Origin of the sequence: Enterococcus sp. AZ088, from assembly GCF_051714845.1 — a bacterium.
Lineage (GTDB): Bacteria > Bacillota > Bacilli > Lactobacillales > Enterococcaceae > Enterococcus > Enterococcus faecalis.
Map to the genome: position 1 here is coordinate 624,784 of NZ_JBIOSQ010000001.1, position 15,516 is coordinate 640,299.

Sequence of the window (15,516 nt, forward strand, 5' to 3'; positions counted from 1 at the left end):
TTAAAAAAATTTTTGCCTTATTTGACGTATTCTTATAACAAGGGAGTGAAAGGGGACGATATATGGATTTCAAGGAATTATTGTCTTTTGAACATAAAAATATGTTGGAATTGTTGGATTTACTGCAACAAGAGCAGACATTTTCTGTTTTGATGGCTGCAGAAAAACTAAAGGTGAGCGACAAAACCATCCATTGTTACATTCAACGTTTTGAAAAAAAGCAGGAAACGTTTAAGATAGAAGGGCTTTGTAAGATTTATACAACGACCAAAGGAATTGTAAAATATCGTGAATTATGCGTTTGTGGCTTGGCTCGATTTAGACAAAAATTTTGTTATTTTATTCCCGAATTTTATATTTTACGTTGTCTAATTGAAGAGCGAATCAATTATGCGCAATTGACCCAGGTATTGGGATTACAGGAATCAACTCTTCGGAAGAAACTTTCTAATATTCGACGTTGGCTAGTTAATTTTGATATTATTGTACGTCAAAAACATTACGATTTAACTGGCAATGAATGGCAAATTCGACAGTTAATCCTTTGTTTTTATTTGTTTTTTCAAGAAAGCTGTCTGGAAGAAAACAGAGAAATGACTCGGAAAATCATTACCTTTTTTGAGTTGGATTTAAATGTAGCACAACAGAATCATCTTAGTTGGCTAATTTATATTTGGGAGAAACGATATAGAGGCGGGCATGAAATTTCAGTGCCAAATGCTAATTTATTTCAACAAACAAGTGCTTTTTTTTATTTATTTCGTGTGGAAGTGTTGAGCACTTCTTTTATGTCTCTTAAAGAACAAAAAGCGTTATTTGTGATTCTTGAAGCACATTTTGGTGGTTGTTTTGGCAAGAGAGCGCGAAAGTATTTTATTCATGAGCAAATGAAAATAGAAAGTTTATGCTTAAAAACAGCTATTTTTATTATGAAAGAAATTAGGAGAAATTTTACACAACATCATTTTAATTATCAAGAAATTCATTTATGTCGATTTTTAAGTACGCATATGAATAGTTTATTAGACGGACAAGCATGGTTGCCAGCTCATAAACAGGAACAAACACTTGCTGCTCGTTATCAACAAACCTGGCACAGATTACAAAAACTTATTAGGCTTTTAAAACGCCTATATCCAGTCTTTACTTCAGTAAAAGAACGGGAATTGACGAGTTGCTATTTTTATCACATCCTAGATTTATTTGACCCGATTTTATATGAAAAAAATATATTATTTGCCTATTGACGGACTTTCCTCCAGAAAAGGAACAAGCGTTGGGACAATCTATAAAAAGCTATTTCAGTGAAAAAAAGAATATTACAATTATTTATGGAAAACCAACGTATCAACTTCACCAAGCACATCTAGTAATCGTCAATCATTTGTTTCAGATGAACGTAGCGCTTTCTTCTGAGACAGTTGTTTATTTGCCAGAGGAATTATCTCCTGCTTTTTTTGAAAAAGTCGAAGCGAATCTATCGTAAGAAGTCCAATTTTGTCTAAATAGTGTTAAAATGAAGAAGTAAGAGGAATGGATGAGGAGGATATTAAAATGAAACAACTGCAATTTGGTACAAGTGACGAAACAGTTTCTTCGGTTATCTTAGGATGTATGCGCTTAAATGGTGCTGAAAATCCTCAACAGGTAATTGAAACTGCTTATGATCATGGCATTACATTTTTTGATCACGCCGACATTTATGGTGGCGGCGACTGCGAAACCATTTTTGGTAAGGCCTTAAAAGAAAGTACCATTCGTCGTGAAGATATTTTTATACAAACAAAATGTGGGATTCGTCAAGGCTTTTTTGACTTTTCAAAAGCTCATATTTTAGAAGCGGTCGAAGGGAGTTTACAGCGTTTAGGTGTAGATTCAGTCGATGCATTATTATTGCATCGTCCAGATACTTTAGTGGAACCAGAAGAAGTAGCTGAGGCTTTTCATTTATTAGAAAAACAAGGGAAAGTTCGCTATTTTGGTGTAAGTAACCAAACGCCAGGACAAATTGAACTTTTAAAAACAGCTGTTAAACAACCATTATTAGCCAATCAATTACAATTTGGCATCAAGCATACTGGCATGGTGGATCAAGGCTTACAAACAAATATGGAAATATCAGGAAGCATTGATTATGATCATGGTATTTTAGATTATTCACGGTTGAAACAAATGACTATTCAAGCATGGTCACCGTACCAATATGGTTATTTTGAAGGTGTCTTTATTGGAAATGAAAAATTCCCTGAGTTAAATCAAAAATTAAGCGAATTGGCTGAAAAATATCAAACAACGCCAACTGGCTTAGCCAGCAGCTGGATTCTGCGCCACCCTGCTAATATGCAAGTCATCGCAGGAAGTATGAATCTTGGTAGAATTGAAGAAATTGCTAAAGCAGCAGACATTGTGATTAGTCGCGAAGATTGGTACGATATTTATCGTGCAGCGGGAAATGTTTTGCCGTAAAAAAGATTCTCATACTTGTGAAGATCCAGCGTGTATTGCTGATTGATTTTGGTATTTGATATAGTTGTCACTAAGGAACTATGTCAAATACCTTTTTCTTTCATTCTGCAATCGCCGTCTACTGCAAATTCTGTAGTTTTTTGTTAAAATAGAAAGGAAACTAGTTTGCTAAAGATGAGGGGAAAAAAATGACCAAAAAAAAATTATTACTCGTTGATGGAAACAGTGTAGCCTTTCGTGCATTTTTTGCGCTACATAACTCATTAGAACGATTCAAAAATAAGAACGGCTTGCATACAAATGCTATTTATGCATTTAACAATATGTTTGAAAATGTAATGCAAAAAGAAATGCCTACTCATGTTTTAGTCGCTTTTGATGCAGGGAAAACCACATTCAGAACAGAATTTTATTCAGAATATAAAGCCGGACGTTCAAAAACACCGGGGGAATTTAAAGAACAAATGCCGTATATTCGTGAACTTTTAGAAGGTTTAGGCGTAAAATATTATGAACTACCTAACTATGAAGCAGATGATATTATTGGTACATTAGCCAACAAAGTTGATAAAGATGAATTTGATGTTGTCGTGTTATCAGGGGACCGAGATTTGACACAATTAGCGACGGACACTGTCAAAGTAGATATCACTGTTAAAGGAGTTAGCGATATTGAATCATATACGCCTGAGCATATTGCTGAAAAATATGATGGGTTAACGCCTAAGCAAATTATTGATATGAAAGGGTTGGCTGGCGACACGTCGGATAACATTCCAGGTGTAACGAAAATCGGTGAGAAAACCGCGATTAAGCTGTTAAAACAATATGGCTCAGTTGAAGGGGTTTATGAGAATATCGATGAAATGAAAAAAAGCAAAATGAAAGAAAACTTGATTAATGATAAAGAGCAAGCCTTTCTTTCTAAACGTTTAGCGACAATTGAAGTCAATGCACCAGTCGAAGTCAATGTGGAAGACTTGGCATATGAAGGGAAGAACTTAGAAAAATTGGTTCCTTTTTATAAAGAAATGGACTTTAAACAATTTTTAGCTAAGTTGGACATTACAGAAGAACCTGTTGAAATGGAAGATATTTTATTTGAAGTAGTTGAAGATCAGTTAACCAATGAAATGTTTACAGACGATATGGCTCTTTATGTTGAGATGATGGCAGATAACTATCATACGTCACCGATTGTCGGCCTTGCTTGGGGCAATAACAAGAAGATTTATACCACGAATAATTTAGCTGTTTTTGAAAGTCAGCCATTTATCGACTGGTTGATGGATGAGACACGTAAAAAAAATGTCTATGATGCAAAACGTACGTACGTTGCACTAAATCGCTATGTAGGAAAAATGACAGGAATTGCCTTTGATGTTTTATTGGCTGCTTATTTACTTGATACCAATGACAATAACGCTGATATTGAAGGCGTAGCACAACATTACGGATATGATGCGATTCAATCTGATGAAGCGATTTATGGAAAAGGGGCCAAAAAAGGCTTGCCAGAGGACGAAGAAGTTTTCTTTGGTCATTTAGCACGTAAGATTAAAGCAATTCAATTTTTAACAAGCAAATTAGATAGCGAATTAACAGAAAAGAATCAAGCTGATTTATTCTATAAAATGGAATTACCACTTTCTCGTATTTTAGGCGATATGGAAATAACTGGTATCCGTGTTGATGCCACGCGCTTAAAAGAAATGCAAGTAGAATTTTCAGAACGTCTGAAAGAAATCGAAGAAAAAATCTATGCAGAAGCTGGCGAAGAATTTAATTTGAATTCACCTAAACAATTAGGCGTTATTTTATTTGAAAAAATGGGCTTACCTGTGATCAAAAAGACGAAAACCGGCTATTCAACAGCGGTAGATGTTTTAGAACAACTAAAAGAACAAGCACCAATTGTGGCAGATATTTTAACTTATCGTCAAATTGCCAAAATTCAATCGACCTATGTTGAAGGACTCTTAAAAGTAATTCAGCCAGATAATAAAATTCATACTCGGTATGTACAAACACTGACACAAACAGGACGATTAAGCTCAGTAGATCCCAATTTACAAAACATTCCTATCCGTTTAGAAGAAGGCCGAAAAATTAGAGAAGCCTTCGTACCAAGAGAGGATAATTGGTTGATTTTCTCTTCTGATTACTCTCAAATTGAGTTACGTGTGCTCGCGCATATTTCTAATGATGAGCATTTAAAAGAAGCGTTTGTGGAAGGACAAGATATCCATGCCAGCACTGCAATGCGAGTTTTCGGTGTTGAAAAAGCAGAAGATGTCACACCTAACATGCGTCGTCAAGCTAAAGCAGTGAATTTTGGAATTGTCTATGGTATCAGTGATTATGGCTTGTCCCAAAACTTAGGCATTACTAGGAAGCAAGCACAACAATATATTGACACCTATTTTGAAAAATATCCAGGCGTGAAGCAGTATATGGAAGAGATAGTCCGCGATGCCAAAGACAAAGGCTATGTGGAAACATTGTATCATCGCCGTCGTTATTTAAGTGATATTAATTCAAGAAACTTTAATCTACGTTCGTTCGCTGAACGTACAGCGATTAATACACCGATTCAGGGAAGTGCCGCAGATATTTTAAAAATTGCGATGATTGAAATGGCGCGTCGTTTAAAAGAAGAAAAATTACAAGCGACAATGTTATTACAAGTGCACGATGAATTAGTTTTTGAAGTACCAGAATCAGAATTAGAACAATTAAATCAACTCGTCAAAGAAGTGATGGAGCACGCAGTTTCCTTACATGTGCCACTTATCACCGATAGCAGTTGGGGAAAAACATGGTATGAAGCAAAATAATAGCTTACCCATTAAGAACGATGAATAAAATAAGGATAAGTAGGATCTGGACGTTGATATCTAAGCGTTCAGACCTCTTTATATAAAGGAGCAAAAATAATGCCAGAATTACCAGAAGTAGAAACAGTGCGAAAAGGACTTGAAAAACTTGTTGTAGGAAAAACCATTCAAGAAGTCATTGTTTTTTGGCCAAGAATTATTGAATCACCAGAAGTTGATGTATTTCAAGGTCAATTAGCTGGTCAAACGATTGAAGGGATTGAGCGAAGAGGAAAATTTCTGATTTTTAAATTGTCTGATAATGATATGATTTCTCACTTACGGATGGAAGGAAAATATGAGTTTCATCAGGCTGATGATGAAATTGCCAAACATACCCATGTAATGTTTACTTTTACAGATGGCACGCAATTACGTTATTTAGATGTACGGAAATTTGGCCGTATGACATTGGTTCCTAAGAATCAAGGTCATCAATATAAAGGTATTTTAGCTTTGGGCCCAGAGCCAACACCAGACGTTTTCCAATTAGCTACTTTTCAACAAGGCTTGAAAAAGCATCATAAAGCAATTAAGCCATTGCTGTTAGATCAAAAGCTAGTGACGGGTTTGGGGAATATTTATGTAGATGAAGCACTTTGGCAAGCGCAAATCCATCCAGAACAACCAGCAGATTCCTTAAAACCTGCGGAAGTTGCTACGTTGTATCAAGCAATCATTGACGTCTTGGCACGCGCTGTTGAAGCAGGTGGAACCACCATCCGCACCTATCTAAACGCGTTAGGAGAAGCAGGGACTTTTCAAGTAGCGTTGAATGTCTATGGGCAAACAGGCTTACCTTGCAATCGTTGTGGTACGCCAATTGTTAAAACAAAAGTGGCGCAACGTGGTACGCATTATTGTCCACAATGCCAACAATTGAAAGGTCGTCGATTGAAATGACAAAAGTTTTAGGCATTACAGGAGGGATTGCGACAGGTAAAAGTACGGTTGTTGCTCTTTTTAAAAAAGCAGGTTATCCAATTGTTGACGGCGACATTATCGCCCGCGAAATTGTTGCAAAAGGGCAACCAGCCTTAGCCGCAATCGTTGAAACTTTCGGACCAGAAATAGTATTAACAACTGGTGAATTGGATCGGAAAAAATTAGGACAATTAATTTTCGCTAGTCCTCAAAAAAGAGAGCTGTTAAATGAAACGCTGAAACCTTTTTTAAGAAAAGAAATTTTACGTCAAATTGAAGAAGCTAAAAAGAAAGCCTCCCTGGTTATTGTTGATATTCCTCTGCTTTATGAAGCTCATTATGAGGCGATTATGGATCAAGTTGCTGTGGTATATGTACCAGAAAAGATTCAAAAAGAGCGTCTGATGGCCCGAAACCAATTAACAGAAGAAGAAGCGCAACAACGAATTGCTAGCCAATGGCCGATTGAAATGAAAAAAGAACGAGCAGATATCGTGTTTGATAACCAAGGAACTAGAGAAGAAACGGAACAGCAAGTGAAGAAGTGGCTAGAGGAACAAACTGGAAAGAAGTGAATATTTTTTAAATGGCGTAAAATGTTTTGAAAATTTCAGAAAAACAGTGAAAGTCTTTGTTTTTATTAAAGAATGGCAAAGATTCAACTAAGAACCAGTTCTAAAGACCTAGTAATAGCGCAATTTCATGTTATAATATAGGCAACAAAAATTATACAGAATAGAAGAGGTGAACGTTATGCGTTGTCCAAGATGTCATCATAATAATTCCCGTGTTATTGATAGCCGTCAAGCAGATGATGGACGTGCAATTCGCCGTCGTCGTGAATGTGAAAATTGCAGTTATCGGTTCACTACATTTGAAAGAATTGAAGCGGCGCCATTACTTGTAATCAAGAAAAATGGGGATCGTGAAGAATTTAATCGTGATAAAATTTTGCGTGGGCTCATTCGCTCTGCGGAAAAAAGACCCGTTGCTATGGAACAAATGGTTCAGATTGTCGATAATGTTGAAAATCGAGTGCGTAGTTTAGGGGAAAATGAAGTCTCTACAACGCTTATCGGTGAATATGTGATGGAAGATTTAGTCAATCTAGATGAAATTGCCTACATCCGCTTTGCGAGTGTTTATCGACAATTCAAAGATATGAGCGTGTTTTTGAAAGAGTTACAGGACATTGTCGACAAAGCAAAATCTTCTTCTCCTGACTCAGAAAATTAAAAAGGAGGTCTTTCTTTGAAAGGAAATCGGCAAAGAATCCAACCAAAAAATATTTTTCAAGCGGTTATTGATTCACCGCTTTCTGATCAAGAGAAAGAGGTTTTAACCTTTTTATATCAACCAATTGTCGGCGCCAATGCGTTTAGTTTATATTGGCTTTTGTTATCTGAAACAACAGACTCAGAGGAGGATGGCTCGCTGTTTCATGCAGATTTAATTAGTTTGCTGGACTTGAGTTGCCAACAATTAGAAGAAGCTTGCTACAAATTAGAGGGCATTGGGTTGCTAGAAACGTATAAAAAAACAGATCGGGAATTAGGAGATTGTTATTTATATTATTTAAAAGCACCTGAAACAGCCGCTCGTTTTTTTAAAGATGAAGTGTTAGCTTTAGTGTTATTTAATCGGGTTGGACAACGGAAATTTGATCAATTAGTGCAAAAGTTCCAACCGCATCCTACTAAAACAGAGGGCTATCAAAATGTTTCCGCTAGCTTTCAAGAGGTTTATGCCTTTAAAGAAGAACAAATTGTTTCCGAAGCGAACCGATTGACAACGATTCAAGAAACTTTTTCTCAACAAGAAAAAGCGAAGAAAATTTCTGTATCAACGGATTCTTTTGATTGGCACTATTTTGTGGAAGGTTTGCACCGCTTAGGTTTACAATTGCCTGAAGATGAGGCTAGTTTTCAAGAAGAAGTCTATGTTTTTCATCAATTATATGGCATCAATGAGTTAGATATGGTAGACTTTGCTTCGAAATCATTTGACTATTATACAAGTCGAATTTTGCCTAAGGAATTAGTGCGAACGATTCATCAAGCGTTTGATCCTGATAAAAAACCACAACCAACAAACGTAGTGACAAACAAGCAAGCACAATTGACGGTGGAAGAGCAACAAACGTATCGATATAACGCATTAAAAATGAATGGTTTTTCTGAACTGGATATCCAAATGATTATGGATAGTGAAAAGAATCCGCCTATTCAATATTTAGAAGCTTTAAAAAATAGTCGAGGCGGCTATACGACACCACAAGAACGTTCATTAGTGAAATATTTGGTTGCTAAATCAGGCTTACCGACTAGTGTGATTAATATTTTGATTAACTATGTTTACAATATTCAACAACAACCGACTTTAAAAGCGGAGTATGTGAATCGAATCGCGAATGAATGGGGACAAAGTGGCATTCATTCACCAGAAAAAGCAATTGAACATGTCAGAGAATTGGCAAAACAAAGCCAAACCAAACAAAAACAGCGACAACAAAATTATTCAGGGAAACGCCAAACTGTTCGACAAGAGCGATTGCCAGAATGGGCAGATCAGCCAAACGATGAAACAAAACTTTCCCCAGAAGAACAAGCCGAGTTAGATCGACAAATTCAAGAATTTTTAAACCAAGGAGGTGACCAATGATGGAAGACGTAGGAAAAGAAATGTCAAAAATTATCCAGAAGCGTGACATCAATGAACGATATGAAGAGCTGGTTAACGAAGTATTGAAAGATCAAGATGTTCAAGCCTTTATACAAGCAAACCGAGAGCGTTTAACCGATGAAGATATTCGTAAAAGTTATGCTAAGCTGTATGAATTTGTTCAAGAAAAAAAGAAATTTCAATTAAACGATCCGGCAATGATTGCTCCAGGCTATGAGCCAAGATTAATGTTGAATTTTCATTACATTGATGTAACGTATGTCCCAACGGCTGATTTAATCGCCCGTCAGAAGGAAGAAGAAATTCGTAATCGAGTAAGGGCAATGGACATGCCAAAAGATGTCCGAGAAGCAAATTTACGAGATTTCGATCCATCTTCTCAAGGTCGAGCCAAAGCGTTAGCAGAAGCAATGCAATTTTTAAGAGAATATCCTGCGACACCAAAAGAATTTCATAAAGGGCTCTATTTACAAGGCCCCTTCGGTGTAGGAAAATCTTTCTTATTAGGTGCGATGGCTAATGCTTTAGCAGAACGTGGATTTACTACGACAATTGTTCATTTTCCAACATTTACAGTAGAAATGAAGCAAGCCATTGGTCGCGATCAAGTTGGTGAAAAGCTCGATGCAGTAAAAAAATCCCCTATATTAATGATTGATGACATTGGTGCGGAATCCATGACTAGTTGGATTCGTGACGACGTTTTAAGCGTAATCTTGCAATACCGAATGCAAGAACAATTAGTTACTTTTTTCTCTTCCAATCTAGATTTAAAAGCTTTAGAAGAGCATTTAACCGTGACGCAACGAGGAGAACAAGAGCCGCTAAAAGCCAGACGAATTATGGAACGTGTGCGTTATCTGTCAAAAGAGATTACGATGACAGGAAATGATCGACGAAACGGTTAAAGCAATCCTTTTATTTTTATGGATTGCTTTTTTTCTTGCGCTTGAAGAGGTAGCGTAAGTTTCGCAAAAACAAGTACTTTTGTGTACACTGACAATAAAGAAGTGAGGAAAAGAGGCGTAACAATGAAGAGAAAACTTTGGATTTTTATTGGGGTATTCGTGGTGCTTCTGGGAGGATATTTTCTTTTGTTTAGAGAAAAATCCTATAAAGTAGAGGTGGAAAAAGTGAATCCAAAAATTCAACGCTTAATGTCGACAGACAAACAACATTTTTTAACAAAACATGAATTTCACACAAAAGAAACCGCTGAACGCAAAGATTTGTTGAAATTTTTTATTGAAACCCGGCTCAAAACAGACGGCGGCTTTTTAACCAATTATTTACCAGATGCTGAACGCAAAGATGTCGCCACAGGACATGAGTTGCTAAGTGAGTCTTCGGGTCTATATTTGCGTAATTTAGCTTTTGATACGCAGGGACGTTTTGATAATTTTTACAAGCAGACGAAAGACACCTTTTACGACGGCGTCCAATTTAGTTACCGAATTGACGAGCAAGGCAATAAGTACAATGTCAATGCCTCGATTGATGATTTACGGATCATTCGTTCATTAATTGAAGCAGGGGGGCATTTTAAAACAGATCAGTACGATCAAGAAATTAAAAAATTAGGCAAGAGTTTTATGAAAACCTCTATGAAAGATAATATTCTAATTGATTTTTATGATAGTAAATCAAAACAACAGTCTTCAGAAACTTCTTTGTTTTATATTGACTTAATTACGCTGGGTTATTTATACAAAGAATTTGGGATTTCAGCAGACTACTTGCAGTATCATTACCAATTAATAGACGATGGCTATATTTCTGATGATTTACCTCTTTATCAAACGAAGTTTAATCATCAAACAAATAAATACGAAAACAACGGAACACTTAATATTATTGAATCTTTATTAACGATTGTTCATTTAAGTGAAGTGGGTATGGCGAAACAGACTAGTATTGATTTTGTACGAAAACAAGTTCAGCAAGGAACGCTTTTTAACTCGTATGATTTAAATGGATCGCCCGTGGATAAAAATCAATCTGCAGCTAGTTATGCGATAGCGGCTTTAATTGGTGTTGCCGAAAATGACAAAGAGTTGTATCGTGCGGCAATTACAGTACTTAATAATTTTCAAATTATGGATTCAAGCAGTCCGATTTATGGAGGATTTGGTGATAAAGTTACGAAACAAGTCTATTCCTATAATAACTTAATGGCTCTTTTGGCCTATGATTTCTAGATGAGGTGAAAGCATGGAAAAGATCAAAAAATACATGAACTCGGCTTTTGAATGGTTGAGTCGTTATATTTCTCCAAGTCTTTTGGCCGTTTTAGGGATTGGGTTAGTGACAAGCATTTTGTTATTTGTTTATCCGATTAATGGCTTGGGAGATAATGGCGAGTATTTTCGTGTGTTAAATTCAAATAGTCTTTATCGTGTCAATGGTGATAGCTACGACAATGTGGCCTATTTTGTTAAGGACTTTTCAATTATGCGTTATTTTAATGAAACAACGACGCACTTTGTTTCCACTCAACAATTTTTCATCACCGTTGCCATTTGGCTTAATAAACTTTTTTATAGTCAGACACTTTTCGATATTCGTTTCTTAGGTTTCGTTTATCTTAGTTGTTTTTTAGTGTCAATTTATATTCTGGTACGAGGCTTAACCGAAGGCGTATCTTTGAAAAAAAGTTATCTTATCTCCTTGTTGGTTATTTTCATCTTGGGGGATACCTCCTATACGATTTATTTTAATTCCTTTTATACAGAAGCGACGAGTTTTTTACTTTCTGTGAGTGTCTTAGCATTTTCAGTCTATTTTTATCGGGTGACGAAACCACGAACTTGGCTCAGAAGAATAGTTTTGGTTATCTTGGCACAAGCAGTAGTACTTTTAATAGGGACAACACGCCAAGAATATTTGCTGATTATTGGCGTAATTATTGCTGGATTAGGATTTTTTGTCTACTTGTCACAACGTTACCAAAGATTGTCAATGATGGCCTTTTTAATTGCGTTGATTGGTTTTACAACGTTAGCAGCTTTTATCGTTCCTAACGATATCTATGAACGTGATGTCTACCACAGCATGACGCGCGGTGTAATGAAGGATAGTAAGGTTCCGGATAAACGGATGTCAGAGGGCGGAATCAACCCGCAATATGGGTTGCAAAAGGGACGTTCCTACTTTGAAGAATACAGTCCTGTATCACCAACTTCTGAACAAATGAAAAAAGATTTTTTTGATAAAACGAGTTTTGGATGGGTGTTATTGAATTATTTAAATTATCCATCTGAATTATGGCAAGGACTGAATTCAGCGGTCCCAAATGTTTACTTAGTAAAGCCTAATAATGTGGGGAATTTTGAGAAAACGACGGGGCGTGCACCGCTGGAACAATCTAAATTTTTTATGGTGTATAACCGTATTAAAGCCAGTTTTTTCCCTAAAAACTTTGCTTTCTATCTATTATTAGGCGTGATTCTGTTTGGTTTATATGGCGTTGGTTTATACAGAGGAATCAAGAGAAACGAACCCAGATTAGTTTTTCGCTTCTTTTTAATGACAGGAATTTATCTAAATTTATTAGTTGTTTTCATTTCAACAATTATTATTGATGGGGATAGTGACTTAGTACGTCATTTGTTTTTAGTCTCAGTATTTTTAGATTTTCTCTTGTTACAAATTGTTTCTGATGTTATTGGTAAACGAATGTGGCAAGATACAACACCACAAGTCATTGGGGAGGTAGAGGGAATTGAAAAATAAACAATATCTTATTGGCTGGGTGTGTTTCTTACTCTTTTTCGTTTTTTGTGGCTTTGCCAAACCGGCGCTGGCTGCACCAAGTAAACATGTCTTACTTGTCTATGACAGCTTGAATATTGCTGGGAAAAAAGAAAATGATGTGGATGCTTTACAACGAGTGTTGACGAGTTTTGGGGTAGAAGTTCAGAGTGTGGCGGTGTCAGACTATGTGCCTGGCGAATTGCTAAATGATGGCTATGACAGTTTGATTTCTATGGTGAATTGGCCTGAACAAGCCGGCGTTATTGCCTCTGATTTTCTAGCAGATCGAGTTCATTTTAAAGGCAAACAATTACACATTGGTCGAAACATGCGTGACGATGAAAAACAATATTTTAGCGGTACGTGGAAAGAATTAAGTCATCGTCAATATCGGTTAGAAGATGAAAAAAACCGCTTTTCTCAAGTATTGCCTTTTCAAGATCAATCAGTTGTGCTGGAAAATACGCAAGGTCAGACGGTTGGCCGATTAAAAACACAAGAATTAGCACCAGAAGAATATCCATTTGGTGTAATTGAGAATGGGCATGCTTTTCTCCCAATGTTTGAACGCAAAGGCGCTGTTTTTTTAGAAAGCTTAGACGTAATTAGTCAATGGCTGGAAAGTGAAAAAATGTCACGGCCGTTTTTGACGATTTCTGATTTTAACCCGTTAAGAGATATGTCTGTGGCAACCTATTTGCAAGAAGAATTAGTTAAAACCACGTATCCTTATATTTTATCCAGTACGAGCGTTTCACAAAACAATACGATTTTACCTTATAAACTATTTACGAATGCGTTACGTGCGTTTGCTTCGACGGGGGTCATTTTCTTAGAAACACCGGTCGTTAACAATGTTGATTTAAATGACCAACGTGCCTTGAAACAATTGATGGAGCAGCAGATTAGTTTATTGGTCGACAGACATGTCTATCCAGTAGGCATTTCTGCTCCAGGATACTGGAATCAAGACCTTCAATACCAAGAGGATGGTCTAGCAATTAGTGATACAGTGATTCTAAGAGAAAATCCGCCGATTGAACGCGTTTTTTATCGGAACCAAACGGGAGAATCAATCACTTATAAGAATGCTTTGTTTGATTTACCGTATGATTATTTATCGGGGATTGAATGGACGGATAAAGATAATCCGAATGACTATCGATTTCCAATGCCGACCACCATTAGTTTTTCATTTCCAAATTCTAAAAAAGAAGTGGATCATCTAATTCAAGAAGTCAAGGAAGCACCAATAGTGTTTAGTGTTTCAGAAGCGGATCAACATTTCACTGTTCAAACACAAACGCAGAAAATCGAATTTCGGAATAATCGGTTCTTCTTAAACAATCAAATTGTCAATGGTTTGGCTGATACAGGGGCCTCAACAGTTGAAAAACAACGATTTACAGGCTTATTTTCATTCTTTTTCAGTATTACAAACAATATTTTGATTGGCGTTGTCACGCTGACTTTAATCATCCTGATTATTTTGTTTATGATTGGACGAAAGAATTATCGGTCGAAATATATTAATAAGGAGGAAGACAAATGACCATTGCTGACATTGTAATGTTAACAGCAACTATCATTATTTGGAGTCTACTAATTGTAAATATTCTCTTAGTTATTTTTGGCTATGTTTATTATTTAAAAACAGATCCTGTCGCACCACCACCTGTAGAGGACGAAGACGCGCCGTTTGTTTCAATTATGGTGCCGGCCCATAATGAAGGAATTGTCATTGTGCGGACAGTTGAAGCGTTATTGAATTTTAATTATCCGCAAGATCGCTATGAAATTATTGTGATTAATGACAACTCAAGTGATAATAGTGCTGAGCTTTTAGCTAACGTCCAAAAAAAGGCGGTTAATCGAAATTTGCAGATTATTAATACAGACAATATAACAGGTGGGAAAGGTAAGTCTAATGCCTTAAACATTGGTTTCAAGCAAGCCAAGGGGGACGTGATTGCCATTTATGATGCGGACAATACACCTGAACCGAATGCACTCCGTTATTTAGTTGGAGAGTTAATCGCTAGTGAGGAATACGGCGCGGTTATTGGTAAATTTAGAACGAGAAATCGCAATGCAAGCTTGTTGACACGCTTTATTAATATCGAGACACTGGCCTTTCAATGGATGGCACAAGCCGGTCGTTTTCAATTATTTAAGTTATGCACGATTCCTGGCACAAATTTCATTGTTCGTCGTAGTATTATTGAAGCCATTGGCGGCTGGGATGACAAAGCGTTAGCCGAAGATACAGAAATCAGTTTCCGCATCTATATGATGGGCTATAAAATTAAGTTTCAACCAAAAGCAGTGACGTGGGAGCAAGAGCCACAAACTTTGTCAGTTTGGTTCCGACAACGGACGCGATGGGTCAAAGGCAATATTTATGTCATTGTTAAAAATGCTAAATTATTGTTTAATCCTAAAGCGAGTCGGATCCGTTTTGATATTTTATATTTCTTGTCCATTTATTTTCTCTTAATGACATCGCTCGTTTTGTCAGACATCATGTTAGTTTTATCAATGTCTGGTTACTTAACAACGACCCTGCAAGGATTTAGCAATTCCTTGTGGTTGTTAGCGATTTTGTTATTTATTTTCAGTACTTTTGTCAGTATTACAACCGAAAAAGGCGAAATGACTTTAGAGAATATCTTAATTATTGCCTTGATGTATATTACATACAGTCAGATGTGGCTAGTAGTCGCCGCTTATGGCATGGTGATGTATATTAAAGAAAATGTTTTTCATAAACAAACACAAACAAAATGGTACAAAACTGAACGATTTAAATAAGGAG

General features: G+C 36.5%; 11 protein-coding genes and 1 pseudogene. All 12 read left to right on the plus strand.

What is annotated here, in order from left to right; translation table 11 throughout:
- The first annotated feature begins 62 nt into the window (after positions 1–62).
- The 12 genes and pseudogenes from IGL17_RS03025 (at position 63) to IGL17_RS03080 (ending at position 15,512) form a co-directional block, all read left to right on the plus strand.
- Positions 63–1,486, plus strand: a pseudogene (locus IGL17_RS03025) (helix-turn-helix domain-containing protein).
- A gap of 68 nt (positions 1,487–1,554) precedes the next feature.
- Positions 1,555–2,466 (plus strand): aldo/keto reductase, encoded by a 912-nt coding sequence (locus IGL17_RS03030; protein WP_002355754.1) that lies wholly within the window; start codon positions 1,555–1,557, stop codon positions 2,464–2,466.
- Between the two features lie 188 nt (positions 2,467–2,654).
- The gene (polA, locus tag IGL17_RS03035; RefSeq protein WP_010828604.1) at positions 2,655–5,303 is read left to right on the plus strand and encodes a DNA polymerase I; all 2,649 of its coding nucleotides are present in this window, start codon (positions 2,655–2,657) and stop codon (positions 5,301–5,303) included.
- A 99-nt stretch (positions 5,304–5,402) separates the two neighbouring features.
- On the plus strand, positions 5,403–6,245 hold the full coding sequence (gene mutM / locus IGL17_RS03040) for a DNA-formamidopyrimidine glycosylase (protein ID WP_002355756.1): 843 nt from the start codon (positions 5,403–5,405) through the stop codon (positions 6,243–6,245).
- Positions 6,242–6,841 (plus strand): dephospho-CoA kinase, encoded by a 600-nt coding sequence (gene coaE / locus IGL17_RS03045; protein WP_002358808.1) that lies wholly within the window; start codon positions 6,242–6,244, stop codon positions 6,839–6,841. The genes mutM and coaE overlap by 4 nt, the downstream gene beginning before the upstream one ends.
- Positions 6,842–7,019: 178 nt before the next feature.
- Positions 7,020–7,502 carry a transcriptional regulator NrdR gene (gene nrdR, locus IGL17_RS03050; RefSeq protein ID WP_002381296.1) on the plus strand — a complete coding sequence of 161 codons (483 nt, stop codon included), beginning with the start codon at positions 7,020–7,022 and terminating at the stop codon, positions 7,500–7,502.
- Between the two features lie 15 nt (positions 7,503–7,517).
- Complete coding sequence (locus IGL17_RS03055; protein ID WP_016618010.1) at positions 7,518–8,927, plus strand: replication initiation and membrane attachment family protein; 1,410 nt, start codon at positions 7,518–7,520, stop codon at positions 8,925–8,927.
- Positions 8,927–9,856: a primosomal protein DnaI gene (dnaI, locus tag IGL17_RS03060; protein WP_002355760.1), complete on the plus strand. Its 930-nt coding sequence runs from the start codon at positions 8,927–8,929 to the stop codon at positions 9,854–9,856. The genes IGL17_RS03055 and dnaI overlap by 1 nt, the downstream gene beginning before the upstream one ends.
- Before the next feature lie 81 nt (positions 9,857–9,937).
- The gene (locus IGL17_RS03065; RefSeq protein WP_002385036.1) at positions 9,938–11,146 is read left to right on the plus strand and encodes a hypothetical protein; all 1,209 of its coding nucleotides are present in this window, start codon (positions 9,938–9,940) and stop codon (positions 11,144–11,146) included.
- A 13-nt stretch (positions 11,147–11,159) separates the two neighbouring features.
- Positions 11,160–12,680 (plus strand): glycan biosynthesis hexose transferase WsfD, encoded by a 1,521-nt coding sequence (wsfD, locus tag IGL17_RS03070; protein ID WP_202255335.1) that lies wholly within the window; start codon positions 11,160–11,162, stop codon positions 12,678–12,680.
- On the plus strand, positions 12,670–14,253 hold the full coding sequence (locus IGL17_RS03075) for a hypothetical protein (protein ID WP_002355763.1): 1,584 nt from the start codon (positions 12,670–12,672) through the stop codon (positions 14,251–14,253). Before wsfD ends, IGL17_RS03075 begins: the two co-directional genes overlap by 11 nt.
- Positions 14,250–15,512, plus strand: coding sequence for a glycosyltransferase (locus IGL17_RS03080; protein WP_002355764.1), 1,263 nt, complete (start codon positions 14,250–14,252; stop codon positions 15,510–15,512). The genes IGL17_RS03075 and IGL17_RS03080 overlap by 4 nt, the downstream gene beginning before the upstream one ends.
- Positions 15,513–15,516 lie beyond the last annotated feature (4 nt).